This window comes from Vibrio pomeroyi (assembly GCA_041879425.1).
In the GTDB taxonomy this organism is placed as follows: domain Bacteria; phylum Pseudomonadota; class Gammaproteobacteria; order Enterobacterales; family Vibrionaceae; genus Vibrio; species Vibrio pomeroyi_A.
This window is the reverse complement of sequence record CP090854.1, coordinates 3,550,102-3,574,453: the sequence shown is the minus strand read 5'-3', so window position 1 is coordinate 3,574,453 and position 24,352 is coordinate 3,550,102. Positions and strand designations below refer to the sequence as shown.

Annotated in this window: 20 protein-coding genes, 6 tRNA genes, 3 rRNA genes and 1 riboswitch; of the genes, 20 read left to right on the top strand and 9 right to left on the bottom strand. The window is 47.2% G+C overall.

Annotation, left to right across the window (positions count from 1 at the left end; genetic code table 11):
- Window positions 1-7 precede the first annotated feature (7 nt).
- The gene (locus tag L0992_15915; GenBank protein ID XGB67127.1) at window positions 8-661 is read left to right on the top strand and encodes a hemolysin III family protein; all 654 of its coding nucleotides are present in this window, start codon (window positions 8-10) and stop codon (window positions 659-661) included.
- Here the strand turns inward: L0992_15915 and L0992_15910 are convergent.
- From L0992_15910 to def, 6 genes are all read right to left on the bottom strand, one after another.
- Window positions 658-1,233, bottom strand: a complete 576-nt coding sequence (locus L0992_15910) for a DUF3157 family protein (GenBank protein XGB67126.1) — start codon at window positions 1,231-1,233, stop codon at window positions 658-660. The genes L0992_15915 and L0992_15910 overlap by 4 nt on opposite strands.
- A gap of 26 nt (window positions 1,234-1,259) precedes the next feature.
- Window positions 1,260-2,705, bottom strand: a complete 1,446-nt coding sequence (locus L0992_15905; GenBank protein XGB67125.1) for a TrkH family potassium uptake protein — start codon at window positions 2,703-2,705, stop codon at window positions 1,260-1,262.
- 76 nt (window positions 2,706-2,781) lie between these two features.
- A complete protein-coding gene (gene trkA / locus L0992_15900) occupies window positions 2,782-4,158 on the bottom strand; it encodes a Trk system potassium transporter TrkA (protein XGB67124.1) in 1,377 nt (458 codons plus the stop codon).
- A 109-nt stretch (window positions 4,159-4,267) separates the two neighbouring features.
- On the bottom strand, window positions 4,268-5,548 hold the full coding sequence (gene rsmB / locus L0992_15895; GenBank protein ID XGB67123.1) for a 16S rRNA (cytosine(967)-C(5))-methyltransferase RsmB: 1,281 nt from the start codon (window positions 5,546-5,548) through the stop codon (window positions 4,268-4,270).
- A gap of 91 nt (window positions 5,549-5,639) precedes the next feature.
- The gene (gene fmt / locus L0992_15890) at window positions 5,640-6,587 is read right to left on the bottom strand and encodes a methionyl-tRNA formyltransferase (GenBank protein XGB67122.1); all 948 of its coding nucleotides are present in this window, start codon (window positions 6,585-6,587) and stop codon (window positions 5,640-5,642) included.
- Between the two features lie 37 nt (window positions 6,588-6,624).
- Window positions 6,625-7,137 carry a peptide deformylase gene (gene def, locus L0992_15885; GenBank protein ID XGB67121.1) on the bottom strand — a complete coding sequence of 171 codons (513 nt, stop codon included), beginning with the start codon at window positions 7,135-7,137 and terminating at the stop codon, window positions 6,625-6,627.
- A gap of 140 nt (window positions 7,138-7,277) precedes the next feature.
- On the opposite strand from def, the gene L0992_15880 reads away from it, so the two are divergent.
- From L0992_15880 to L0992_15865, 4 genes are read left to right on the top strand one after another with little or no spacing between them, the layout of a single operon-like run.
- Complete coding sequence (locus L0992_15880) at window positions 7,278-8,369, top strand: LysM peptidoglycan-binding domain-containing protein (protein XGB67120.1); 1,092 nt, start codon at window positions 7,278-7,280, stop codon at window positions 8,367-8,369.
- On the top strand, window positions 8,366-9,478 hold the full coding sequence (dprA, locus tag L0992_15875; protein ID XGB67119.1) for a DNA-processing protein DprA: 1,113 nt from the start codon (window positions 8,366-8,368) through the stop codon (window positions 9,476-9,478). Before L0992_15880 ends, dprA begins: the two co-directional genes overlap by 4 nt.
- A gap of 3 nt (window positions 9,479-9,481) precedes the next feature.
- Window positions 9,482-9,958 (top strand): DUF494 family protein, encoded by a 477-nt coding sequence (locus L0992_15870; GenBank protein XGB67118.1) that lies wholly within the window; start codon window positions 9,482-9,484, stop codon window positions 9,956-9,958.
- Between the two features lie 12 nt (window positions 9,959-9,970).
- Window positions 9,971-10,540, top strand: a complete 570-nt coding sequence (locus L0992_15865; protein XGB67117.1) for a topoisomerase DNA-binding C4 zinc finger domain-containing protein — start codon at window positions 9,971-9,973, stop codon at window positions 10,538-10,540.
- A 77-nt stretch (window positions 10,541-10,617) separates the two neighbouring features.
- On the opposite strand, the gene L0992_15860 is transcribed toward L0992_15865, so the two are convergent.
- Together L0992_15860 and purE are read right to left on the bottom strand one after the other, a co-directional pair.
- Window positions 10,618-11,748, bottom strand: a complete 1,131-nt coding sequence (locus L0992_15860; protein XGB67116.1) for a 5-(carboxyamino)imidazole ribonucleotide synthase — start codon at window positions 11,746-11,748, stop codon at window positions 10,618-10,620.
- Window positions 11,749-11,753: 5 nt separating this feature from the next.
- Window positions 11,754-12,239, bottom strand: coding sequence for a 5-(carboxyamino)imidazole ribonucleotide mutase (gene purE / locus L0992_15855; GenBank protein ID XGB67115.1), 486 nt, complete (start codon window positions 12,237-12,239; stop codon window positions 11,754-11,756).
- A 194-nt stretch (window positions 12,240-12,433) separates the two neighbouring features.
- On the opposite strand from purE, the gene L0992_15850 reads away from it, so the two are divergent.
- From L0992_15850 to L0992_15835, 4 genes are all read left to right on the top strand, one after another.
- Entirely contained in the window at window positions 12,434-12,991 is a 558-nt protein-coding gene (locus tag L0992_15850; protein ID XGB67114.1) for a threonylcarbamoyl-AMP synthase, read from the top strand.
- Between the two features lie 20 nt (window positions 12,992-13,011).
- On the top strand, window positions 13,012-13,929 hold the full coding sequence (gene hemF / locus L0992_15845) for an oxygen-dependent coproporphyrinogen oxidase (protein ID XGB67113.1): 918 nt from the start codon (window positions 13,012-13,014) through the stop codon (window positions 13,927-13,929).
- 77 nt (window positions 13,930-14,006) lie between these two features.
- Window positions 14,007-14,837 (top strand): shikimate dehydrogenase, encoded by an 831-nt coding sequence (gene aroE, locus L0992_15840; GenBank protein XGB67112.1) that lies wholly within the window; start codon window positions 14,007-14,009, stop codon window positions 14,835-14,837.
- A gap of 16 nt (window positions 14,838-14,853) precedes the next feature.
- The gene (locus L0992_15835) at window positions 14,854-15,123 is read left to right on the top strand and encodes a DUF1488 domain-containing protein (GenBank protein ID XGB67111.1); all 270 of its coding nucleotides are present in this window, start codon (window positions 14,854-14,856) and stop codon (window positions 15,121-15,123) included.
- Here L0992_15835 and L0992_15830 read toward each other — a convergent pair.
- Window positions 15,120-15,665, bottom strand: a complete 546-nt coding sequence (locus tag L0992_15830) for a gamma carbonic anhydrase family protein (GenBank protein ID XGB67110.1) — start codon at window positions 15,663-15,665, stop codon at window positions 15,120-15,122. The two genes, L0992_15835 and L0992_15830, sit on opposite strands and share 4 nt — an antisense overlap.
- A gap of 571 nt (window positions 15,666-16,236) precedes the next feature.
- On the opposite strand from L0992_15830, the gene L0992_15825 reads away from it, so the two are divergent.
- From L0992_15825 to crcB, 11 genes are all read left to right on the top strand, one after another.
- Window positions 16,237-17,791 (top strand): 16S ribosomal RNA (locus tag L0992_15825).
- An 89-nt stretch (window positions 17,792-17,880) separates the two neighbouring features.
- A tRNA-Glu gene (locus L0992_15820) sits at window positions 17,881-17,956 on the top strand.
- 2 nt (window positions 17,957-17,958) lie between these two features.
- A tRNA-Lys gene (locus L0992_15815) sits at window positions 17,959-18,034 on the top strand.
- A gap of 24 nt (window positions 18,035-18,058) precedes the next feature.
- Window positions 18,059-18,134, top strand: a tRNA-Ala gene (locus L0992_15810).
- Between the two features lie 29 nt (window positions 18,135-18,163).
- Window positions 18,164-18,239, top strand: a tRNA-Val gene (locus tag L0992_15805).
- Between the two features lie 307 nt (window positions 18,240-18,546).
- Window positions 18,547-21,438 (top strand): 23S ribosomal RNA (locus tag L0992_15800).
- 95 nt (window positions 21,439-21,533) lie between these two features.
- Window positions 21,534-21,649, top strand: a 5S ribosomal RNA gene (gene rrf / locus L0992_15795).
- Together the 16S, 23S and 5S rRNA genes with 6 tRNA genes alongside form the textbook arrangement of a ribosomal RNA operon.
- Window positions 21,650-21,694: 45 nt before the next feature.
- Window positions 21,695-21,771, top strand: a tRNA-Asp gene (locus L0992_15790).
- Window positions 21,772-21,831: 60 nt separating this feature from the next.
- Window positions 21,832-21,908 (top strand) — tRNA-Trp (locus tag L0992_15785).
- Window positions 21,909-22,255: 347 nt separating this feature from the next.
- A complete protein-coding gene (locus L0992_15780) occupies window positions 22,256-23,638 on the top strand; it encodes a multicopper oxidase family protein (protein XGB67109.1) in 1,383 nt (460 codons plus the stop codon).
- Window positions 23,639-23,738: 100 nt separating this feature from the next.
- On the top strand, window positions 23,739-24,122 hold the full coding sequence (gene crcB / locus L0992_15775; protein XGB67108.1) for a fluoride efflux transporter CrcB: 384 nt from the start codon (window positions 23,739-23,741) through the stop codon (window positions 24,120-24,122).
- A 62-nt stretch (window positions 24,123-24,184) separates the two neighbouring features.
- A riboswitch (TPP riboswitch) is annotated at window positions 24,185-24,283 on the top strand.
- Window positions 24,284-24,352: the final 69 nt, after the last annotated feature.

Here is a 24,352-nt window from a genome sequence, read left to right as displayed (position 1 = left end):
GATAATCATGTCTGCATCATCGGCGAGCGAATACAGTGACATAGAAGAACGCGCCAATGCGATCACACATGGCTTGGGTGTTGTGCTTGGCGTGGTTGGTTTAATCCTGCTACTGATTCGTGCGTTTGACCATCAAGCCGATATGCTGACTATTGCGAGCATGGCGGTGTATGGCAGCAGTATTATCCTACTCTTTCTCGCTTCCACGCTTTATCACTCGATCACCACAGAAAAGACTAAGCGCCTACTGAAAACCCTCGATCACTGTGCGATCTACTTACTGATCGCGGGTAGCTACACGCCATTTTTATTGGTGAGTTTAAGAACACCATTAGCGATGGGCTTGATGGCGGTGATTTGGGGAATCGCGTTGGTGGGCATCATTATGAAGATTGCCTTCGTCTACCGATTTAAGCGGTTGTCACTGGTGACTTACTTGGCGATGGGGTGGTTGTCATTGATTGTGGTGTATCAACTGGCGATGAATATCGAGATGGGCGGTTTGGTGTTATTAGCTCTCGGTGGTGTGATTTACTCGCTGGGTGTGATTTTCTATGTGGCAAAACGCATCCCATACAATCATGCCATCTGGCACTTGTTTGTGTTGGCGGGCTGCGCTTGCCATTTCTTCGCTATCTATCTGTACGTGACTCCGGTTTAGCGAGTCAGTACTTCAACGATTTCAGCTTTGATTTGGTACTCAGGGTGCTGTTCAACCACTAGTTTGATGGAAGTACCTTCGGCATCTGTTTTTGGTCGAAGGTAGGTATCTGCCATACGCTTAATTGATTTCCAAACGGCTACGGTTTTCTCTTCTAACAATTCACCGCTCGCTGAATACAGACCGAGTTTTACCGACACTAAGATCACGGCTTGTGTGCTTTGGTTGGTAATCGCGGTTGGGATAATCAGCTCACCACCTTCATAGTGACTCGCGCCTAGCACTACATCTACCCCTGATTGAGATAGCTGTAAGCTCGGCTTCTTGCTATCAACGACAATCGTCGTACCACGCACGTTGGTCGCCACTGGGACTGCCACAACAGGTGCTGCTGCGACAGGCGCGGCGATCTCTGATGTTGTCACTACTTCTTCCGTTTGCTTCTGTGCTACGTACTGCCAAGTAAAGTCATCTTTCAGCAGTATTTGTTTTCCATCTTGAAGAGTGACCATTTGGTCGGCGAAGGCTGAACTGCTCAGCAGTGCGCTTGCGATAAGTAGGTATGATTTCATGTCAGTTTCCTTAAATATTCGTGCAATTAGCGTCGCCAGAAGGCTGGGAAGAATAGAACGATCAGCGTCAGTATCTCAAGCCTTCCCATCAACATACCAAGGCTTAATAACCACTTAGCGGCGTCTGGTAGTGGAGCAAAGTTACCCGTTGGGCCAATCACGCTGCCCATACCCGGGCCAACGTTAGCTACCGCAGTAATGGCACCTGAGATACTGGTGATTGGGTCTAACCCCATCGCACTTAAGCCACCAGCGATTAAGATGATCGTAATAAAGAACATTAAACCAAACGCCACCAATGAACGTACGATGTCGTCGCTGACAGGACGTTGGTTATATCGTTGAACAAACACGCCTGATGGGTGAATCAGCTTCATCATCTGTTTGTGAAGCATAGTCATCGCTATCTGGAAGCGGAAGATTTTGATACCACCAGAAGTTGAACCAGAACAAGCACCCGCCATCATCAGGAAGGCAAACAAGGTGGTTGGCAGTGCCCCCCACGCTGTGAAGTCTTCTAAGCCAAAACCAGTAGTTGTCACAACCGATACGATGTTGAACATCGAGACTCGTAATGCATCCAATACTGTGTAGCCATCTCTGACCACTAGCCATGTGGAGATCACAGCACTGGTGACTAAGAAAAGGTAAGCGAAGCCTCTCACTTGGGCATCTTTGTAGAGGATAGAGAGCTTTCTACCGCGCAGCGCACTGACAAAGAGTAGGAATGGTAGACCACCTAAGAACATGAACACGGTGCCCACCCAGTGAGCGCTGTTCGAGAAGTGGTTCATAGAGCCGTCTGAGGTTGAGTAACCGCCTGTAGAAAGCGTGGTGAATGAGTGGTTGATGGCATCAAACACACTCATGCCCGCAAACAGATAGCTCACCAAGCACAAGCCAGTTAATACCAGATAAACCGCTACGATGTTCTTGGCGACAGTTTTTGCTCTCGGGCTGCTTTTATCGGACCAATCAGAAGATTCAGTTTGGAACAGGCGCATACCACCGACGTTGAGCATTGGCAGTACCGCTACCGCCATTACGATGAAGCCAATACCACCAAGCCACTGCAGTATAGAGCGCCATAATAGAATACTTGGTGCCATGCTATCTAAGCCGCTCAGTACCGTTGAACCTGTTGTGGTAATACCTGACATGGTTTCAAAGTAGGCGTCAGTGAAGCTGATATGGTTGATGAACACAAACGGCAGCGCGGCGAAGGCACTGGCAATCGTCCACACTAGAGATGTAATAAGGAACATGTCCCGAACCCCAAGTCGGAACTTAGCTGAACGGCCTAAACTCAAGCATATGAACGCGACGATGTGCGTGATCACTACCGATTGACCAAACTCGAGGAAGCCACCGGTGCCAGTAAAGAAGGCAACCAATGTGGGGATGTACATGAAAAGGGCGAGTTTTGATAACACTAACCCTATCACTAATAATATCGGACGAAAGTTGACCATAGCTTAATAGACCATCGCTTTGTGCCGGAGCATCGTTCTCACAAGAAGGTTATGAGAAGAAGCTTACGAAACAAGGCTATAAGAAGAACGGGCTCGGTTGGAATAGAGACTCAACATCAGGTACGTATTTCTTGTCCACTAGGAACATCACTACGTGGTCATCTTGTTCGATTACGGTTCTATCGTGCGCGATAAGTACCTCTTCTCCGCGAACAATCGCACCAATAGTGGTGCCCGGTGGTAGCTTGATATCGCCAATCGCTCGACCAACGACTTTAGATGTGGTTTCGTCACCGTGAGCAATCGCTTCGATCGCCTCTGCAGCGCCGCGACGTAGTGAAGATACGTTTACAATATCAGCACGACGAACGTGAGTAAGCAGCGCAGAAATGGTCGCTTGTTGTGGAGAGATAGCAATATCAATCACACCACCCTGAACAAGGTCGACGTAAGCACCACGCTGAATCAGTACCATTACTTTCTTGGCACCCATTCGCTTGGCCAGCATTGCTGACATGATGTTGGTTTCATCTTCATTGGTTAGGGCAATGAACACATCAACTTGATCGATGTTCTCTTCAGTTAGCAGCTCTTGGTCTGCTGCGTCACCACAGAATACGATGGTGTTTTCTAACTCTTCAGACAGCTTCTCTGCACGAGTGTAGCTGCGCTCAATAAGCTTGATGCTGTAGCTCTGCTCAAGGCGTTTCGCCAAGCTTGCACCAATGTTACCACCACCGACAATCATGATGCGGCGGTATGGTTTCTCTAGACGTTGCAGCTCACTCATCACTGAGCGGATATGGTTACTTGCTGCGACGAAGAATACTTCATCATCGGCTTCAATGATGGTGGTGCCTTGTGGGCGAATAGGGCGACCTTGACGGAAGATAGCCGCAACACGAGTATCGATGTGTGGCATGTGCTCACGTAAAGCAGACAGTGCATTACCAACCAGTGGACCACCGTAGTAGGCTTTTACCGCTACTAGGCTCACTTTCTGTTCTGCAAAGCTCACCACTTGTAGTGCGCCTGGGTATTGGATCAAACGTTCGATGTAGCTGGTGACGAGTTCTTCCGGTGCGATCAGGTGATCAACAGGGATAGCCCCAGATTTGAACAGCGCTTCTTTCTCTTCCAGATATTCTGGAGAACGAATACGGGCAATTCGGTTTGGCGTGTTGAAAAGAGAGAAGGCAACCTGACATGCGGCCATGTTGGTTTCATCCATGTTGGTTACGGCAACCAACATGTCGGCATCTTGTGCACCCGCTTCACGTAGTGTGTTCGGGTGGCTGGCATAGCCGTTTACAACCCTAAGGTCGTATTTGTCTTGAAGTTCACGCAGTCGATCGGCATTACGGTCGACGATCGTGATGTCATTGTTTTCACCTACTAGGTTTTCAGCAAGGGTACCGCCTACTTGTCCAGCACCTAGGATAATGATCTTCATAGCCTTTCTCTTATTTTTGCCTTTGTAATTCTAGTGCGCGCATTTTGCTTCGATAATGCACTAGAAAGAAACAGCGGCTAAGAATTAAATTCTTAGCCGCTGTTAGTTGTTATGCCTGTTTTACTAGAACTGCGTAGTAGAAGCCATCCATATCTTCTTCACCAGGCAGTATTTGACGACCCGGATTTTCGATATCAGACCCAACCAGCGTTGCGTTCTCGGTACGCTCTAGGAAAGCTTTCACTTGCAGAACGTTCTCTTGCGGTGTGATTGAGCATGTCGCGTAAACCATGGTGCCGCCTTCTTTCAACTGACGCCACATTGCGTCCATGATCTCACTTTGTAGCTCAGCGAGTGCATCAATATCAGATGCACGGCGTAGCCACTTGATGTCAGGGTGACGGCGGATTACACCGGTCGCTGAACAAGGCGCGTCAAGTAGGATACGGTCGAACTTATCACTCATCCACCACTCTTCAGGGTAGCGAGCATCGCCACAAATTACATCGGCACGCAGTTGTAGACGTTCAAGGTTATCGTAAACACGGTCTAGGCGTTTAATATCACAGTCAATAGCAACCACTTCAGTGTCGTTAGTGTGCTCAAGAATGTGTGCGGTTTTACCGCCAGGGGCTGCACAACAGTCTAGGATTAGCTCACCATCTTTTGGTGTTAGGTAATCTACAGAAAGCTGAGCCGCTGCGTCTTGTACTGATACCCAACCTCTATCGAAGCCCGGTAGTAAAGTCACATCACAAGGTGCGGCCAATTTTATGGCATCCGCCGCTTCTGGGTGCAGTGTGTATTCAATGTTTTCGTTTTTAAGCAGTTCAACGTACTCGTCACGCGTGTGGTGTTGGCGGTTTACACGCAACCACATTGGTGCCTTGCTGTTGTTTGCCTCAACCAGTTGCTCCCATTGATCTGGGTAGCTCTCTTGAAGCATTTTTAGAATCCAGCTTGGGTGGCCGTATTTGCCCGCATTGTGGCTAACCGCTTTTTCATCCAGCTCTTCTTGGTCACGTAGGTAGCTACGTAATACCGCGTTGATCAAACCACTTAGGCTTGGACCACGCAGTGTTTTGGTGCCCTCAACGGTTTCCGCAACGGCAGCGTGCGAAGGGATACGCATGAAGCTCAATTGGTAAATGCCCACCAAAATCAGGTGGTGGAATACACGCTTTTTACCTTTAAGCGGGTTTTCCATCAGTTCGTTAGCGATTGACTCTAAACGAGGCAGGTAACGAAGTGCGCCGTAGCAAATCTCTTGCAGTAGAGCGTGGTCTCGCGGGCGGATCGTTTTTTGAGCCGCAGGGAGAGCGTGTGAAAGAGAGTGGCCTTTATCGACAACTTGGAATAGGACATTTGCAGCAGCAGCGCGAACATTCATGAGGGGTACCGAATATTTATTTGAATACATGAGGGCATCTCTGCCCTCGTAAAGGTTTTCTAAGCTGCGCTTCTGGCAGCTTTAAAAGCGGTTAAGAAAGTTGAGTTCCAACTTCAAACCAGCTTGCACGAGAGTTCAAGATATCCTGAACTGACATGGCTTTTTTACCAGGCACTTGCAGCTGTTCAAGAACAAGTACACCTTGTCCTGTTGCTACGTAGATACCCGTTTTATCAGCTTGCAGAATAGTACCTGCAGGCTTATCAGAGGTTTGCTCTGCCACACGGCTTTGCCATACTTTGATGCTGTTTTGCGCAGCTTCAAAGTGGCTCATTGGCCATGGGTTGAAAGCACGAACGCAGCGCTCAATATGAGCCGCGTCATCACTCCAGTTGATACGTGCTTCTTCTTTACTTAGCTTCTTCGCGTAGTTAGCAAGCTCGTCGTCTTGCTTTTCAGCCACCGCTTTACCAGAAGCGATGTCAGACAAACACTCAACAAGCGCATCAGGGCCTAGGCCAGCAAGCTTTTCATACATTGAAGCACTGGTATCTGTCGCTTCAATTGGTAGCGTTGCAATGCTTAGCATGTCACCCGTATCTAGGCCGATATCCATTTGCATGATCGTTACGCCTGTCTCTTTATCACCCGCCCAAATAGAACGTTGGATAGGAGCAGCACCACGCCAGCGCGGCAGGATAGAGCCATGCACGTTGATACAACCTAAGCGAGGTGTATCTAAAACCACTTGTGGAAGCAATAAGCCGTAAGCTACAACAACCATGATGTCAGCATTCAAATCCGCTAGCTCTTGCTTAGCTTCATCTGACTTGAAGTTTTCTGGTTGGTAAACCGGAATATTATTTTCAAGTGCGATGTTTTTTACTGGGCTCGCAGTCAGTTTTTTACCGCGGCCTGCTGGACGATCTGGCTGTGTGTAAACAGCGATAACTTCATGCTCCGAAGACAACAACGCCGCCAAGTGACGGGCGGCGAAATCCGGAGTACCTGCGAAGACAATTCTTAAAGACTGACTCAAGGTAGGCTTCCTTCTAATTTAGTAATAGCAGCGGTGATTAACCCTGTTTCTCGTTGAAACGTTTAATTTTCGCTAGCTTATCTTGGATACGTTTACGCTTTAGTGGCGATAGGTAATCAACAAACAACTTGCCTTCTAGGTGGTCAAGTTCGTGCTGAACACAGATAGCCAGAAGGTCATCAGCGTCGAATGTAAATTCGTTGCCGTCACGGTCTAATGCTTTAACCGTTACTTCTGCAGCGCGAGGTACTAGAGCTCGAGCGCCTGGTACAGATAGGCAGCCTTCTTCGATACCATCTTCGCCGCGTTTTTCGGTGATTTCAGGGTTGATCAGAACCATAGGCTCATCACGCGTCTCTGAAATATCGATAACAACGATGCGTTGGTGGAAATCTACTTGCGTTGCCGCAAGGCCGATACCTTCTTCGTCGTACATGGTTTCAATCATGTCATCAACGAACTTTTGAATCTCCGGGGTAACTTCTTTTACCGGTTTCGCCACGGTACGTAGACGATCATCTGGTAATGTTAATACTTGTAATACAGACATATACACTCGAAATATTGAACTGTGCCGAAACAGCTTAAACCTTGTTGGCTCAATTCTAGACATTTTAGAGGTCAAATGACAGCATCCTGAAGGTAATTCTCCAATCAGATGTCATATATTCAGACCAAGGAACCTAGGTCATGCGTCATTTATTCCCTGCTTTAACTCTTATTTGTGCTTCGATTTCGTTCGCCGTTACGGCTGAAAATAGTGAGCAACCTTTAACCATTAAACAGGGTGCACCCGACGCGTATGTGGTGGTTAAGGGCGATACCTTGTGGGATATATCTGCGATGTATCTCGATAGCCCATGGTTGTGGCCAAGGTTATGGCAGGTGAATCCAGAGATAGAAAATCCTCACCTCATTTATCCCGGAGATAAACTGTCTTTGGTTTGGATTAATGGCGAGCCTGTATTGAGCCTCAAGCCTGTTATCAAGCTTAGCCCTAAGATTCGTGTCTCTGAGAAGAAAGCAGTACCTACCGTCAACGAGGGGCTGGTTCTGCCTTATTTACAGTCTGATCGCTTGGTAGATCAGCAAGATATCGAATCGGCACAACGAGTATTAGGAACCAGTGATGGTAAACGTTTCTTATCGGGTGCAGACCGATTATTCATATCAGGTAACCAACAGCATCAAAAGTGGGGGATCTACCGCGCCGTTGAAACCTACCAACGGCAGCAACCTCAAGCGAGTATTACCTCTTTGCGACTGGTCGCCACTGCGCGCTTAAAAGAGGTGGATGCTAAGTTCAGTAGTTTACAGATAGACACTCAACTGCAAGAGGTACTGCTGAACGACCTTGTGTTACCAGAACTTGGTGTTGATCAGGTGAAGCTCTCTACCACGTTTTATCCTGCACCTAGTGCGGCGGGTCAGTTTGCTAACATCTTGGGTTCATTAGATGGCAGCCAATACAGCGCGAAGAATCAAGTGGTAGTGATAAACAAAGGTTCACAGGATAACCTTCGTCAGGGGTCTATGTTTACCCTCAGCGAAAGCGGTGCGGTGGTGTTTGGTAAGCAAGGTGAATACAGTTATAAAGAGTCGGCGGCGAGCGATAAGGTGCAATTGCCAAGTACCTCACTGGGTAGCTTGATGGTCATTCGCCCTTATGAGTATTTTAGCCTCGCGTTGATTACTCAGAGCTCTAAACCTGTTAGCAATGATATTCTGGCTGTATCGCCTTTGGATCTGGCTTTGACTGAAGAGGTTAAGGATACCGAGTGAATGAGCAACAACTGAGTGCTTGGCTAACTCTAAGTTTTGTTCCGCAATTGGGTGGCAAACGCCTTTCTCGCCTGCTGAGTATCGATTCCCCTTCGAACATTGTTGGCTACTCAAGTCAGCAACTGCAAGCGTTCGGTTTGTCATCCAAGCAAATATCCTATCTAAGAGAGCAAGCCCCAAGAGAAGTGGAGGCTTGCTTATCATGGCAAGCGAAACAGCCTAACCATCACATCATTACTCCTAATTGCCCACATTATCCCAAACTGCTCAATGAGATTGCCTCTGCGCCCAGTGTTCTTTTCGTTAAAGGACACGTTGAGAAGCTGATTGAACCTCAAATCGCGATGGTCGGCAGCCGTAATGCCAGTCTCGAAGGGCTGCAAACCGCGAAGTCCTTCGCCAAAGAGTTCGTCCAAAACGGTTTGATTGTCACCAGTGGCTTAGCGCTCGGTATTGATGGCTATGCTCATGATGGTGCTCTGGATAAAGGAGGAGAAACTTTTGCAGTGTTAGGTTCTGGTTTGGACTCCATTTACCCTGCGCGGCACCGAAACCTAGCCGATAGAATCTGTGAAAATGGCGCGCTGATTTCAGAGTTTCGCCCAAGTGCTAAACCGAGACCTGAACATTTCCCCCGTCGTAACCGTATTATAAGTGGCTTGTCTTTGGGAACTCTCGTTGTTGAAGCGGCAGAAAAGAGTGGTTCTTTGATTACGGCTCGTTATGCGATGGAGCAAGGTCGAGAAGTGTTTGCGCTGCCCGGTTCTATTCATAGCCCAACCAGCCGCGGAGGTAACAGTCTGATCAAAGCTGGAGCATGTTTAGTGCAAAATGCTCAAGATGTTCTGATTGAAATAAAGAGTCTGTTAAACTGGTCTATAGATCAGCAGCCCAGCTTATTCGAACCTACGCAGAATGAGGGTGAAAATGAACAATTGCCATTTCCACTGCTGTTAGCTAACGTAGGATTAGAGGCGACACCCGTTGATATTTTGGCACAGAGAACCCATATACCTGTGCATGAAGTCATGATGCAGCTTTTAGAGCTTGAGCTCTCAGGGCATGTTGTTGCAGTTTCCGGTGGCTATATTCGAAAGGGGAGAGGCTAAGCTATGATGATGGACATACTGATGTACTTGTTTGAAACCTACATCCATAGCGATTCTGAATTGCAGGTGGATCAAGACGAACTTGAAGATGAGCTTCTTCGAGCAGGGTTTCACCAAGACGATATTTATAAGGCCCTCCATTGGTTAGAAGATCTTGCTGCACTGCAAGATACTGACAACCAAGCGGCGATTACTATGTGCTCCAATACCTCGATGCGTGTTTACACCAGTCGAGAGGTATCGCGTATTAATATGGAGTGTCGAGGTTTCTTACTGTTCCTAGAGCAGATCAACGTGCTCACGACAGAGATTCGTGAAATGGTGATCGATCGTGTGATGGGGCTTGAGACCAACGAATTTGAATTGGATGATCTGAAATGGATTATCTTAATGGTGCTATTTAATGTGCCGGGTAATGAAAGTGCTTACACGCAAATGGAAGAGCTGTTGTACACCAAAGAGCAAGGTATCTTGCATTAATACAGGCTTGTCATGAGTAGTAAGATTGATAATCAGCTTTTTTCAGCACATGAACATGCGTTAGAGCATGAACCATGTCCACAGTGTGGCGGGGAGCTTCAGCTTCGCCATGGTAAGCACGGCCCATTTTTAGGCTGTAAGCAGTATCCGAGCTGTGATTACATCAAGCCTTTGCATCAAAACGATGGCCATGTAGTGAAAGAACTGGGTGTACCGTGTCCTAAATGCCAAAACGAATTGGTATTAAGGCAAGGTCGCTTCGGGATGTTCATTGGTTGTAGCAACTATCCAGAATGTAATCACATCGAATCTTTGGACCAACCAAAAGAACAACCTGAAGAGCAGCCGCTGGTTGCATGCCCAGAGTGTGGTAGAGGCCATTTGGTTGAGCGCAAATCTCGCTATGGCAAAACCTTCTATGCGTGTGATAACTACCCTAAGTGTAAGTTTGCCGTTAATCAGCCACCTGTTATTGGTCGCTGTGAAGAGTGCCAGTTCCCGTTGTTACTTGAGAAGAAAACAGCCAGTGGTACCAAGAAGCAATGTGCTGATCGCAAGTGTCATCACATTCAATCTCAGTAGCTTTAGATTATAGAAATAAAAACGGCGCTCACTGAGCGCCGTTTTTGTATTTAAAACTAACATAAGCCCATGCTGGCTTATTTCATCTGCTCAGCAAACTCATGCACAGCCGGGTAGGCTTGCTTATCAAGAATATCAGCCAATGAGCACAACGCTCTTTGCAGCTCTGCGTTGTAGTCAGCGCTCACGTTAATGTGGCCCATCTTACGACCTGCACGCTTTTCTTTGCCATACCAATGAACATGACAGCCGCCTTGAGCCAGAATAGCCTCAGGTAGAGTATCTTCACCAAGAATGTTGATCATTGCGGTTGGACGAATCAGCTTAGTGCTGCCTAGTGGCATGCCACATACAGCACGCAGATGGTTCTCAAACTGACAAGTTTCAGCGCCTTGTTGCGTCCAGTGGCCAGAGTTATGAACACGTGGTGCAATCTCGTTAACCAGCAGTGAACCTTGAACATCAAAGAATTCAAGTGCTAGTACGCCAACGTAATCCAAGCGTTCTGCAATTGCGGTGAACATGGTTTTTGCTTGATCTTGCAGTTCCATGTCGTCAATTGCGGTTGATAAGCTCAACACGCCATCGGTGTGAACATTCTCAGCCAGTGGGTACACTTGAATCTCGCCATTGGTACCGCGAGCACCAACCAGTGATACTTCTCGGTCGAATGGAACGAACTCTTCAGCCACAATGGCTTGATTGTCTGTCGCTGCAATGCACTCGGCCATTTCTGTCCAAGTCGCGTCAACATTGTCTAATGTCTTTAAGCGCCACTGGCCCTTACCATCGTAGCCACCAAGTGTGCTCTTCAGTACCATTGGTAAGCCAACGTGAGCGATCGCAGCATCAAAGTCTTCGCGAGAGTTAATCACATAGTACTTAGCGTTTTTCACGTTCGCTTCGTCTAACAGCGCTTTTTCAAGGCGACGGTCACCGCCGGCTTTGATTGCTTCTGTGGTCGGTAAGAACTTACCGCTGCGCTCACATACCTCAAGTACATCGTGAGGGATATGTTCAAACTCAGCAGTAATGACGTCCGCGCGCTCTATCGCATTTTCTAAGCCGTTGCCTAGAATCGCTTGCGTTAATGGATGAACAATATTTTTGCTGCCAACATCAAAAGCAGAAATTTCAATATTCAGCGGTGCCCCAGCTAGGGACATCATGCGAGCAAGTTGGCCCGCGCCTAACACAAGAACATGCATGGGAATTAGTCCTCTGCAGGGTTTGGATTAGCAAGTACCGTTTCTGTTTGCTCAGAGCGGAACGCTTCTACTTTTGCCATCACATCTTCATTGTGTGTACCAATGATTTGTGCCGCTAGGATGCCAGCGTTCGCTGCACCAGCTTCACCGATAGCTAGAGTACCTACCGCGATGCCTTTTGGCATTTGCACGATAGAAAGTAGAGAGTCCATGCCTTTCAGTGCTTTAGATTGAACTGGAACACCAAGAACAGGTACGCTTGTGAAGGCAGCCGCCATACCTGGTAGGTGAGCTGCGCCGCCAGCGCCAGCAATAATCACTTTAATACCGCGCTCTTTCGCACTGGTTGCGTAGTCTGCTAGCAACTGAGGTGTGCGGTGAGCAGAAACCACTTTTGTTTCGTACGCCACGCCAAACTGATCCAACATTTCTGCAGCTAGCTTCATTGTTGGCCAATCAGATTTAGAACCCATGATAATACCGACAGTCATCTCAAACTCCTTCAGGTACGATTTAATTAGTGATTAGATATTTTGCGCGCATTATACGGGTAAAATCGCTTAAGGAAAACGTTTGCGTCAGTCTAAGTTGTTAATTGATACATTTTATAAACAAATAGCTTTAGTCACAGTGAGTGATAATTTGTACACTTAGTGAGTTAGATAACTGAATTAATGAGGTACCCGTGGATAACTTTCAACATACATTGCAGGCATTACAACAAGGTGAAGTCATTGCTTACCCGACCGAAGGCGTTTTTGGGGTCGGTTGTGATCCAGATAATCCACAAGCCATCCAGAAATTACTCGAGTTAAAACAGCGCCCGGTTGAAAAGGGCTTGATCTTAATTGCGGCAAGTTACGAGCAGTTGCTTCCTTATATAGACGAGAGCCAACTAACCGATGAGCAATTGGCGACGGTTAAAGCGACATGGCCGGGCCCAGTCACTTGGATTATGCCGACCAGCAGCAAAGTAACAGACTGGGTCAGTGGTCAATTTGATTCGATCGCGGTACGCGTGACTGATCACCCTTTGGTTCAAAGAATGTGTAATGAATTCGGTAAGCCGTTAACCTCTACCAGTGCCAACCTTACGGGCGAACCACCTTGTATGACGACTGAAGAAGTACAACAGCAGCTTGGCCAACACTTGGTCGCGATTCTTGAAGGTCAAACGGGTGGCCGCGAGAAGCCTAGCGAAATTAGAGATGCAAAAACGTCGAAAATATTAAGACAGGGTTAAACCCTGCAAAGGAAAGTAAAATGTCAGCAATTGATAAAGAAGCAGTAAAGCAGTTTTTACTGAGCCTACAAGATTCGATTTGCCAGCAGCTTGAGCAAGCTGATCGTAGCGCGTTGTTTGAAGAAGACGCATGGGAGCGCGAGCCTGGCGAACGCCTCGGTGGTGGCGGTCGTACTCGTGTGATGACTAACGGTGCGGTCTTTGAGCAAGGTGGTGTTAACTTTTCTCACGTTGCAGGTAAGGCAATGCCCGCTTCAGCAACCGCTCATCGTCCTGAATTAGCCGGACGTAAGTTTGAGGCGATGGGGGTATCGTTAGTGATCCACCCAAAAAACCCTTATATCCCAACTTCACACGCCAACGTACGATTCTTTATTGCCGAAAAGGAAGGGGAAGACCCTATCTGGTGGTTTGGTGGTGGTTTTGACTTAACACCATTCTATCCAGTAGATGAAGATTGCCAGTCTTGGCATCAAACCGCTAAAGATCTGTGCGCACCATTTGGTGATGATGTTTACCAAGAACACAAAGAGTGGTGTGATAAGTATTTCTACTTGCCTCACCGTGATGAAACGCGCGGTGTTGGTGGTCTGTTCTTTGATGATTTAAATGAGTGGGGTTTCGCTAAGAGCTTTGCTTATATGCAAGCGGTCGGTGAAGGTTTTGCTGCGGCGTACTTGCCTATTGTCGAGCGTCGCAAAGAGACACCTTATGGCGAACGTGAGCGTGACTTCCAACTATACCGTCGTGGCCGCTATGTTGAATTTAACCTAGTGTATGACCGTGGCACCCTATTTGGTCTACAAAGCGGTGGTCGCACAGAGTCTATCTTGATGTCTATGCCGCCATTGGCTCGTTGGGAATACCGTTACGAACCACAAGCCGGGTCACCAGAAGCTCTGCTTTATAGTGACTACCTAAAACCGCGAGTTTGGTAATTCTTCCTTCCTTATAGGGATAGTGATAGGGTCATCTATATAGATGACCCTTTTTATTATTTCTGTTAGGTAAGGATATGACACAGCAAGTAGATCGTTATGCCGTTTTCGGTAACCCTATTGGGCAAAGCAAATCGCCATTCATTCACACGTTATTTGCTCGCCAAACCAATCAACAACTTACCTATACAGCACTGCAGCCAGAACACGGTCAGTTCACTACCGCGGCTAAAGCTTTTTTTAGCGAAGGTGGTAGAGGGTGTAATGTCACTGCACCATTTAAAGAAGACGCTTATCAGTTTGCTAATCGCCTAACGGAAAGGGCTCAATTAGCTGGTGCCGTTAATACATTGAAGAAATTAGATGACGGAGAGATCATCGGTGATAACACTGATGGTGAGGGGCTTGTTCAAGACTTGCTTCAGCATCAAGTGGTATTAGAGGGAGCTCGAGTCCTCTTGCTAGGTGCTGGTGGCGCAGCAAGAGGTGTAATTCAGCCTCTTTTTGATCAAAAACCACAACAATTGGTGGTTGCTAACCGAACCAGTTCAAAGGCTGAACTTCTAGCTGAGATGTTTTCTTCACATGGCAATATCAAAGGAATGGGACTAAGTGATGTGAATGAAGGCTTTGATGTCATTATTAACTCCACGTCATCAGGCTTAAGTGGCCAGCTCCCTGAAGTTTCCGATGTGATCTTTAATACAAACAGCACCGTCTATGACATGGTCTACGGATCTGGAACAACTGTATTTAATCAGTGGGCATTAGATAATGGTGTTCATGCTGCTTATGATGGTTTAGGTATGTTGGTGGGTCAGGCTGCAGAGAGCTTCATGCTATGGCGTGGCCTTCGCCCAGGAATTAAGCAGATCTTAAGAGAATTGCGTAGAAATCTAGAGATGTAACAAGGTACCTATAAAAATGAATCAATCAATCCTATTCCCTGACATCCAAGATTGGGATGAAGAGAGTCAGTCTATCGTTTTCCCAGCACAGCAGTCTGGTGCGTTGATCGAGTGTGTTGTGTCTATTGAGGAGTTGTCTCGATTGGCTGGTAAAGATATAGAAGAAGGCAAACAAGCATTGGCCATATTTTCTGAGCTTCGTTTTGATATTGAAGAATTAGCAGAAGAGCTAATAGAAGAAGAGGAGTATGACTCCTCTAATCGAATTCAGATCAAAGCGCTTTAAATAGGAAGTACAGAATCTAGATAGTCATTTTTATTCTGAACATAGTTGTCAGCCGACTTTTGCAAGAAAGCACGTTCTTTATCATTTAATGGGCGTGCTTGCTTAACGGGGCTTCCTACATATAGGTAACCGCTCTCAAGTACCTTGTTAGGTGGAACCAAGCTTCCCGCACCAATCATCACTTCTTGTTCGATAACCACACCATCCAGCACAATAGCTCCCATACCTACGAGTACGCGATCCTTAATAGTGCAGCCATGTAGCATGACTTTATGACCGATAGTGACATCATTACCTATTAATAGAGGATAACCCTCAGGGTTTTCTGCATTTTTGTGGGTAACATGAAGAACACTGCCATCTTGGATATTAGTTCTATCGCCTATATGTATGTGGTTCACATCCCCTCGAGCTGCAACCAAAGGCCATACACTAGAGTCATCACCGATTTTGATATCACCAACCAGTACCGAACTTGTATCTATATAGACACCTTGCCCGATCTGAGGTGATATACCTTTGTAACTGCGTATTGAACTCATAAATCCTCCTTTATATAGCCACCTTAAGGCCCTAATTAAGGGGAATACTAGTGAAAATAGCGTGTTTTGAACAAAAAACGCTCGAACAATCAAAAAAGTAAGAAAAACTTAAAAAAGGGCTTGCCAGTGTGATCGAAATCTCTATAATGCCACCTCGCTGACACGGGATGGCTTCTTAGGAAACCAAAACGAATCAGCAAGCCAAATTAGCCAAGCTAAGCGCTTGAAAAAAGTTTTGAAAATAGTGGTTGACACTAAAACTTAAATCGCTAAAATGGCCGTCCGATTTGAGCGAAGCTCAAAAAGGAAAAGCTCTTTAACAATTTAAACCTATCAATCTGTGTGGGCACTCGTTGATGAATATCAAAACGTTTTATCGTTAGATAAAACAGATTCTTCGGAATCAAAATTGATTTCAATGAACTGAGTGACCAATACGTTTAACTACTTGTAGTTATTCGGCACAGTCAATTCATTACCATTCTGTTGGAATGGTAATAGCTTTAGAATTACATGTTTACTTCGGTAAATATTAGTTTTGAAGTCAGTATTCGTTGAGTCACAAAATCTTAAATTGAAGAGTTTGATCATGGCTCAGATTGAACGCTGGCGGCAGGCCTAACACATGCAAGTCGAGCGGAAACGACACTAACAATCCTTCGGGTGCGTTAATGGGCGTCGAGCGGCGGACGGGTGAGTAATACCTAGGAAATTGCCTTGATGTGGGGGATAACCATTGGAAACGATGGCTAATACCGCATAATGCCTACGGGCCAAAGAGGGGGACCTTCGGGCCTCTCGCGTCAAGATATGCCTAGGTGGGATTAGCTAGTTGGTGAGGTAATGGCTCACCAAGGCGACGATCCCTAGCTGGTCTGAGAGGATGATCAGCCACACTGGAACTGAGACACGGTCCAGACTCCTACGGGAGGCAGCAGTGGGGAATATTGCACAATGGGCGAAAGCCTGATGCAGCCATGCCGCGTGTATGAAGAAGGCCTTCGGGTTGTAAAGTACTTTCAGTTGTGAGGAAGGGGGTGTAGTTAATAGCTGCATCTCTTGACGTTAGCAACAGAAGAAGCACCGGCTAACTCCGTGCCAGCAGCCGCGGTAATACGGAGGGTGCGAGCGTTAATCGGAATTACTGGGCGTAAAGCGCATGCAGGTGGTTCATTAAGTCAGATGTGAAAGCCCGGGGCTCAACCTCGGAACTGCATTTGAAACTGGTGAACTAGAGTACTGTAGAGGGGGGTAGAATTTCAGGTGTAGCGGTGAAATGCGTAGAGATCTGAAGGAATACCAGTGGCGAAGGCGGCCCCCTGGACAGATACTGACACTCAGATGCGAAAGCGTGGGGAGCAAACAGGATTAGATACCCTGGTAGTCCACGCCGTAAACGATGTCTACTTGGAGGTTGTGGCCTTGAGCCGTGGCTTTCGGAGCTAACGCGTTAAGTAGACCGCCTGGGGAGTACGGTCGCAAGATTAAAACTCAAATGAATTGACGGGGGCCCGCACAAGCGGTGGAGCATGTGGTTTAATTCGATGCAACGCGAAGAACCTTACCTACTCTTGACATCCAGAGAAGCCAGCGGAGACGCAGGTGTGCCTTCGGGAGCTCTGAGACAGGTGCTGCATGGCTGTCGTCAGCTCGTGTTGTGAAATGTTGGGTTAAGTCCCGCAACGAGCGCAACCCTTATCCTTGTTTGCCAGCGAGTAATGTCGGGAACTCCAGGGAGACTGCCGGTGATAAACCGGAGGAAGGTGGGGACGACGTCAAGTCATCATGGCCCTTACGAGTAGGGCTACACACGTGCTACAATGGCGCATACAGAGGGCAGCAAGCCAGCGATGGTAAGCGAATCCCAAAAAGTGCGTCGTAGTCCGGATTGGAGTCTGCAACTCGACTCCATGAAGTCGGAATCGCTAGTAATCGTAGATCAGAATGCTACGGTGAATACGTTCCCGGGCCTTGTACACACCGCCCGTCACACCATGGGAGTGGGCTGCAAAAGAAGTGGGTAGTTTAACCTTTCGGGGAGGACGCTCACCACTTTGTGGTTCATGACTGGGGTGAAGTCGTAACAAGGTAGCCCTAGGGGAACCTGGGGCTGGATCACCTCCTTATACGAAGATATTCACGATAAGTGTCCACACAGATTGATTAGGTTTAGAAAGTAAAAGAGACGAAGAACTCCCAAGTTCTTCAATCCAGTGTCCCGTTCGTCTAGAGGCCTAGGACACCGCCCTTTCACGGCGGTAACAGGGGTTCGACTCCCCTACGGGATACCATTGGGTCGTTAGCTCAGTTGGTAGAGCAGTTGACTTTTAATCAATTGGTCGCAGGTTCGAATCCTGCACGACCCACCATTTCCTCCCAAGGAAATAAAATATGGGGCTATAGCTCAGCTGGGAGAGCGCCTGCCTTGCACGCAGGAGGTCTGCGGTTCGATCCCGCATAGCTCCACCATTCCTTCCATAAGGAATTAAAACTTTTATGGGCGATTAGCTCAGTTGGGAGAGCACCTGCCTTACAAGCAGGGGGTCACTGGTTCGAGCCCGGTATCGCCCACCATCTTTAAGCATTCTCCTCGGAGAGTTTTTAAAAATGGGTTAAAAGTTTAATACTTTGAAACTCTTGCTCTTTAACAATTTGGAAAGCTGACTGATTGATTATTTACGAGTAATTCAATCAAATTTAAAAGTTCTCAATGTTTACCTTTTAGGTAAACACAACAAACACATTCAAGTGTCTTGTATTCGATTCAAACTTGTTTGAATCACAATTGAGTCCGGCAAACAGTCATTGAGAATTAACCCTTCTTAATGACAACCAAAAACCTTGGTTAGTTGCCATACGCTAAGACCCTTTCGGGTTGTATGGTTAAGTGACTAAGCGTACACGGTGGATGCCTTGGCAGTCAGAGGCGATGAAAGGCGTAATAACTTGCGATAAGCCCAGATTAGGTAGTAATAACCTTTAAGTCTGGGATTCCTGAATGGGGAAACCCACTTACATAAGTAAGTATCCTGTTGTGAATACATAGCAACAGGAGGCAAACCGGGGGAACTGAAACATCTAAGTACCCCGAGGAAGAGAAATCAACCGAGATTCCGAAAGTAGCGGCGAGCGAAATTGGATTAGCCCTTAAGCTTTTAATGAGACAGATGAAGGCTCTGGAAAGTGCCGCAATAAAGGGTGATAGCCCCGTAATCGACATCTCATCATCAGTGAAAACGAGTAGGGCGGGACACGTGATATCCTGTCTGAATATGGGGGGACCATCCTCCAAGGCTAAATACTACTGACTGACCGATAGTGAACCAGTACCGTGAGGGAAAGGCGAAAAGAACCCCTGTGAGGGGAGTGAAATAGAACCTGAAACCGTGTACGTACAAGCAGTAGGAGCACCTTCGTGGTGTGACTGCGTACCTTTTGTATAATGGGTCAGCGACTTAATTTTAGTAGCAAGGTTAACCGTTTAGGGGAGCCGTAGGGAAACCGAGTCTTAACTGGGCGTACAGTTGCTAGGATTAGACCCGAAACCAGGTGATCTAGCCATGGGCAGGTTGAAGGTTGAGTAACATCAACTGGAGGACCGAACCGACTAATGTTGAAAAATTAGCGGATGACTTGTGGCTAGGGGTGAAAGGCCAATCAAACCTGGAGATAGCTGGTTCTCCCCGAAAGCTATTTAGGTAGCGCCTCGGACGAATACTACTGGGGGTAGAGCACTGTTAAGGCTAGGGGGTCATCCCGACTTACCAACCCTTTGCAAACTCCGAATACCAGTAAGTACTATCCGGGAGACACACGGCGGGTGCTAACGTCCGTCGTGGAGAGGGAAACAACCCAGACCGCCAGCTAAGGTCCCAAAGTATAGCTAAGTGGGAAACGATGTGGGAAGGCTCAGACAGCCAGGATGTTGGCTTAGAAGCAGCCATCATTTAAAGAAAGCGTAATAGCTCACTGGTCGAGTCGGCCTGCGCGGAAGATGTAACGGGGCTAAGCTATACACCGAAGCTGCGGCTACGTACCTTAGGGTGCGTGGGGTAGGGGAGCGTTCTGTAAGCCGTTGAAGGTGGTCTGTAAGGGCTGCTGGAGGTATCAGAAGTGCGAATGCTGACATGAGTAACGATAAAGGGAGTGAAAAACTCCCTCGCCGGAAGACCAAGGGTTCCTGTCCAACGTTAATCGGGGCAGGGTAAGTCGACTCCTAAGGCGAGGCCGAAAGGCGTAGTCGATGGGAAACGGGTTAATATTCCCGTACTTCTTACAATTGCGATGGGGGGACGGAGAAGGCTAGGTGGGCCTGGCGACGGTTGTCCAGGTTCAAGTATGTAGGCGGAAAGTTTAGGTAAATCCGGACTTTCTTAACGCTGAGATACGATGTCGAGCTACTACGGTAGTGAAGTCATTGATGCCATGCTTCCAGGAAAAGCCTCTAAGCTTCAGATTGTAAGGAATCGTACCCCAAACCGACACAGGTGGTCGGGTAGAGAATACCAAGGCGCTTGAGAGAACTCGGGTGAAGGAACTAGGCAAAATGGTACCGTAACTTCGGGAGAAGGTACGCTCTTATCAGTGAAGTCCCTTGCGGATGGAGCAGACGAGAGTCGCAGATACCAGGTGGCTGCAACTGTTTATTAAAAACACAGCACTGTGCAAAATCGTAAGATGACGTATACGGTGTGACGCCTGCCCGGTGCCGGAAGGTTAATTGATGGGGTTAGACTTCGGTCGAAGCTCTTGATCGAAGCCCCGGTAAACGGCGGCCGTAACTATAACGGTCCTAAGGTAGCGAAATTCCTTGTCGGGTAAGTTCCGACCTGCACGAATGGCGTAATGATGGCCACGCTGTCTCCACCCGAGACTCAGTGAAATTGAAATCGCTGTGAAGATGCAGTGTACCCGCGGCTAGACGGAAAGACCCCGTGAACCTTTACTACAGCTTGGCACTGAACATTGAACCTACATGTGTAGGATAGGTGGGAGACTATGAAACCGCGTCGCTAGATGTGGTGGAGTCGTCCTTGAAATACCACCCTTGTAGTTTTGATGTTCTAACGTTGGTCCCTGAATCGGGATTACGGACAGTGCCTGGTGGGTAGTTTGACTGGGGCGGTCTCCTCCCAAAGAGTAACGGAGGAGCACGAAGGTGGGCTAAACACGGTTGGACATCGTGTGGTTAGTGCAATGGCATAAGCCCGCTTGACTGCGAGAATGACAATTCGAGCAGGTGCGAAAGCAGGTCATAGTGATCCGGTGGTTCTGAATGGAAGGGCCATCGCTCAACGGATAAAAGGTACTCCGGGGATAACAGGCTGATACCGCCCAAGAGTTCATATCGACGGCGGTGTTTGGCACCTCGATGTCGGCTCATCACATCCTGGGGCTGAAGTCGGTCCCAAGGGTATGGCTGTTCGCCATTTAAAGTGGTACGCGAGCTGGGTTTAGAACGTCGTGAGACAGTTCGGTCCCTATCTGCCGTGGGCGTTGGAAAATTGAAGGGGGCTGCTCCTAGTACGAGAGGACCGGAGTGGACGAACCTCTGGTGTTCGGGTTGTCATGCCAATGGCATTGCCCGGTAGCTAAGTTCGGAATCGATAACCGCTGAAAGCATCTAAGCGGGAAGCGAGCCCTGAGATGAGTTTTCCCTGACGCTTTAAGCGTCCTTAAGGGTTGTTCAAGACTAGAACGTTGATAGGCAGGGTGTGTAAGTGCTGCGAGGCATTGAGCTAACCTGTACTAATTGCCCGTGAGGCTTAACCATACAACACCCAAGGGGTTTTGATGGACTCAAAGAGAGACCTTGAATGAGTTTGAAGAGAGACTTTTAAATTACAGTTTTCCGAATTTTAAAATTTGCTTGGCGACCATAGCATTGTGGACCCACCTGATTCCATGCCGAACTCAGAAGTGAAACACAATAGCGCCGATGGTAGTGTGGGGCTTCCCCATGTGAGAGTAGGACATCGCCAGGCTTTAAATTATGAACGACTTGTCAGCGACGACAAGTAGTCCACTGCGGAGTGGTAGTTCAGTTGGTTAGAATACCGGCCTGTCACGCCGGGGGTCGCGGGTTCGAGTCCCGTCCACTCCGCCACTTATTCGATAACCTCGCCTAGTGCGAGGTTTTTTCGAATCTGAAGTAAGATAAAGTTTTAGGGGTGTAGCTCCAATTGGCAGAGCAGCGGATTCCAAATCCGCGTGTTGGGAGTTCGAATCTCTCCACCCCTGCCATATTTAAGGCTCTAGCAGAAATGCTGGAGCCTTTTTGCTTTTTGAATCTAATACATTTTCAGAGTAGCGGGTCCCCCGATTTACTAAAATAGCGCGTGTTGGGAGTCTAAACTTCCATCCCTGCCATATCTAAAGCCTCAGCAGAAATGCTGGGGATTTTTACGTCTGTTGGTTCGATTTTTTAATCGATATTCCCTATCTTTAACAGAACCTAGCCTTAATAGTGTAAGTACTTACTTATCCCCGCGTCTTTTATAAACAATTTACAGCACAAACCGCACTTCTTTATGAGAATTATTCTCAATATTTTGTTACATTTTGGTCGTTATTACTAAAAGGCAACAAATATGGATATTTCCCGTCGTAAGTTTATTCAATCATCTCTCGCTATATCTGCATTAACCGTCCTACCTGCTTGCTCGATGAAGCGGTCTGTTGATGATCAAGGAAAGTTCGTTTATGACTTAACTGCTGAGCCTTCAACCGCTGAATTGGTGAAGGGATTTAGTACTAACGTTTTAGCCTTTAATGGACAGATTCCAGCGCCGATTATTCGCTGTCGACAAGGCGAAAAGGTAACGATTCGATTTACAAACAAGCTATCAGAACCGACCACAATTCATTGGCATGGCCTGAGAATTCCGATCGAAATGGACGGAGTTCCTTTCTTAAGTCAGCCTCCGATTATGCCCGGTGAAACGTTTGTCTATGAGTTTACGCCACCAGATGCGGGTACTTTCTGGTATCACCCACACATGAACAGCGTTAAACAACTGGGTATGGGCTTAGTCGGCCTTATTATTGTTGAAGAGAGCGCGCCAGTTCAGTTCGATGAAGAGCATGCTCTGATGCTTAAACATTGGCATATCGACAAACAAGGTCAGTGGAAAGACTTAATGATTCCCCGCCTCAGCGCTCGTATGGGCACGCCAGGAGAGTGGAGTAGCGTTAATGGAGTACATGAACCTATTTATCAATTGAAGCAGCATGCAACGACTAGGCTCCGTATCGCTAATGTTGATAACACGATTACCTATCCGATTGCTATTGAAGGGGCAGAAGCATGGGTCATTGCCATTGATGGTAACCCTGTAAAGACACCTTATAAGCTGACTCAACATAAAATTGGTCCAGGTATGCGTGTCGACCTTGGGCTGATTGCTCCCAAGGTGGGCGAGCAAGTGAATGTCCTTCAAATGAAGGGGCGTTTTCCGTTCTCCTTGTGTGAGTTTGAGGTTGTAGATTCCACGCTAATAGAAGGCCAAACACTTCCTTCATTGCCTCTCAATCCCGTGCCTAACTTAGATCTCTCCAACGCAGAAGAAATCGATTTTGTGTTTGAGTGGGAAGGGGCGGTATCACCGGTATCTAAAGACGGGAAGTCCATGCCTAAGTTTTGGCTTACTAACAAGCGAGCATGGGAGGGAATGAGCAAAGACAATATTCCAGAACCGTTGGCGACTTTAGAGTTAGGTAAGACTTACATATTCGATCTAAAGAACGTCACTCAATATCATCACCCGATTCATATTCATGGTCATACATTTACTGTATTGGAACTTGATGGTAAAAAAATAGAAGAACCCTTCCATACCGACACTGTGTTACTTGGGAAAAATGGTCGAGCGAAAGCTGCGTTTGTTGCAGACAACCCTGGACTTTGGATGTACCACTGTCATGTCATTGAGCACATGAAAACGGGACTAATGGGATATATTGAAGTTAAGTGACACCTGTAACGTTTAATTTTTGCGCATGCATTCTTAGTTTCTACCCTCGCTTTTATCGGCGGTAAAGCTAGAATATAGGGACTGTTATTTGGGAGGATTCATGGGTCAGCTATCTATTTTAGGTTTTATTGCCATTGGTGGTGCATTTGGTGCTTGTTCGCGCTATTTGATTTCAGAGTTATGTGTAGTGATGTTAGGGCGTGGTTTTCCTTACGGTACGCTAACTGTTAACGTAATCGGCTCCTTCATTATGGGTTTGCTCATCGCCGCATTTGAAAATGAGATGGTTGCGACTGAGCCATGGAGACAGATCATCGGCCTTGGTTTCCTTGGAGCCCTGACTACGTTTTCTACATTTTCGATGGATAACGTACTTCTTATGCAGCAGGGCGCTTTCTTTAAGATGGGGCTCAATGTGCTGCTCAACGTGGTTCTCAGTATCTCGGCTGCATGGATCGGCTTCCAACTTTTGATAAAGTCTTAAAACTTTCTTACGATTTGTTAACAACTCGGCTTGGCTTATCCAAGCCGTTTTTATATACTCGATCGAACTTGTCGGAGTGCCATATGGCTGAGACCGTTAACTCGGGATCCGTTGAACCTGATCAGGCTAATACCTGCGAAGGGAACAAGAGTAGATATCTAACTAGAATCCTTCTAGAGATCTATCTCCAGATCACAACTGTATTTCTTACCGTGATCCCTCTTGTAGCA

Coding starts and splice junctions, on each gene's coding strand:
- L0992_15915 (XGB67127.1), top strand. CDS start 8: ATGTCTGCATCATCGGCGAGCGAATACAGTGACATAGAAGAACGCGCC.
- L0992_15910 (XGB67126.1), bottom strand. CDS start 1,233: ATGAAATCATACCTACTTATCGCAAGCGCACTGCTGAGCAGTTCAGCC.
- L0992_15905 (XGB67125.1), bottom strand. CDS start 2,705: ATGGTCAACTTTCGTCCGATATTATTAGTGATAGGGTTAGTGTTATCA.
- trkA (XGB67124.1), bottom strand. CDS start 4,158: ATGAAGATCATTATCCTAGGTGCTGGACAAGTAGGCGGTACCCTTGCT.
- rsmB (XGB67123.1), bottom strand. CDS start 5,548: ATGAATGTTCGCGCTGCTGCTGCAAATGTCCTATTCCAAGTTGTCGAT.
- def (XGB67121.1), bottom strand. CDS start 7,137: ATGTCTGTATTACAAGTATTAACATTACCAGATGATCGTCTACGTACC.
- L0992_15880 (XGB67120.1), top strand. CDS start 7,278: ATGCGTCATTTATTCCCTGCTTTAACTCTTATTTGTGCTTCGATTTCG.
- L0992_15870 (XGB67118.1), top strand. CDS start 9,482: ATGATGATGGACATACTGATGTACTTGTTTGAAACCTACATCCATAGC.
- L0992_15865 (XGB67117.1), top strand. CDS start 9,971: ATGAGTAGTAAGATTGATAATCAGCTTTTTTCAGCACATGAACATGCG.
- L0992_15860 (XGB67116.1), bottom strand. CDS start 11,748: ATGCATGTTCTTGTGTTAGGCGCGGGCCAACTTGCTCGCATGATGTCC.
- purE (XGB67115.1), bottom strand. CDS start 12,239: ATGACTGTCGGTATTATCATGGGTTCTAAATCTGATTGGCCAACAATG.
- hemF (XGB67113.1), top strand. CDS start 13,012: ATGTCAGCAATTGATAAAGAAGCAGTAAAGCAGTTTTTACTGAGCCTA.
- aroE (XGB67112.1), top strand. CDS start 14,007: ATGACACAGCAAGTAGATCGTTATGCCGTTTTCGGTAACCCTATTGGG.
- L0992_15835 (XGB67111.1), top strand. CDS start 14,854: ATGAATCAATCAATCCTATTCCCTGACATCCAAGATTGGGATGAAGAG.
- L0992_15830 (XGB67110.1), bottom strand. CDS start 15,665: ATGAGTTCAATACGCAGTTACAAAGGTATATCACCTCAGATCGGGCAA.
- L0992_15780 (XGB67109.1), top strand. CDS start 22,256: ATGGATATTTCCCGTCGTAAGTTTATTCAATCATCTCTCGCTATATCT.
- crcB (XGB67108.1), top strand. CDS start 23,739: ATGGGTCAGCTATCTATTTTAGGTTTTATTGCCATTGGTGGTGCATTT.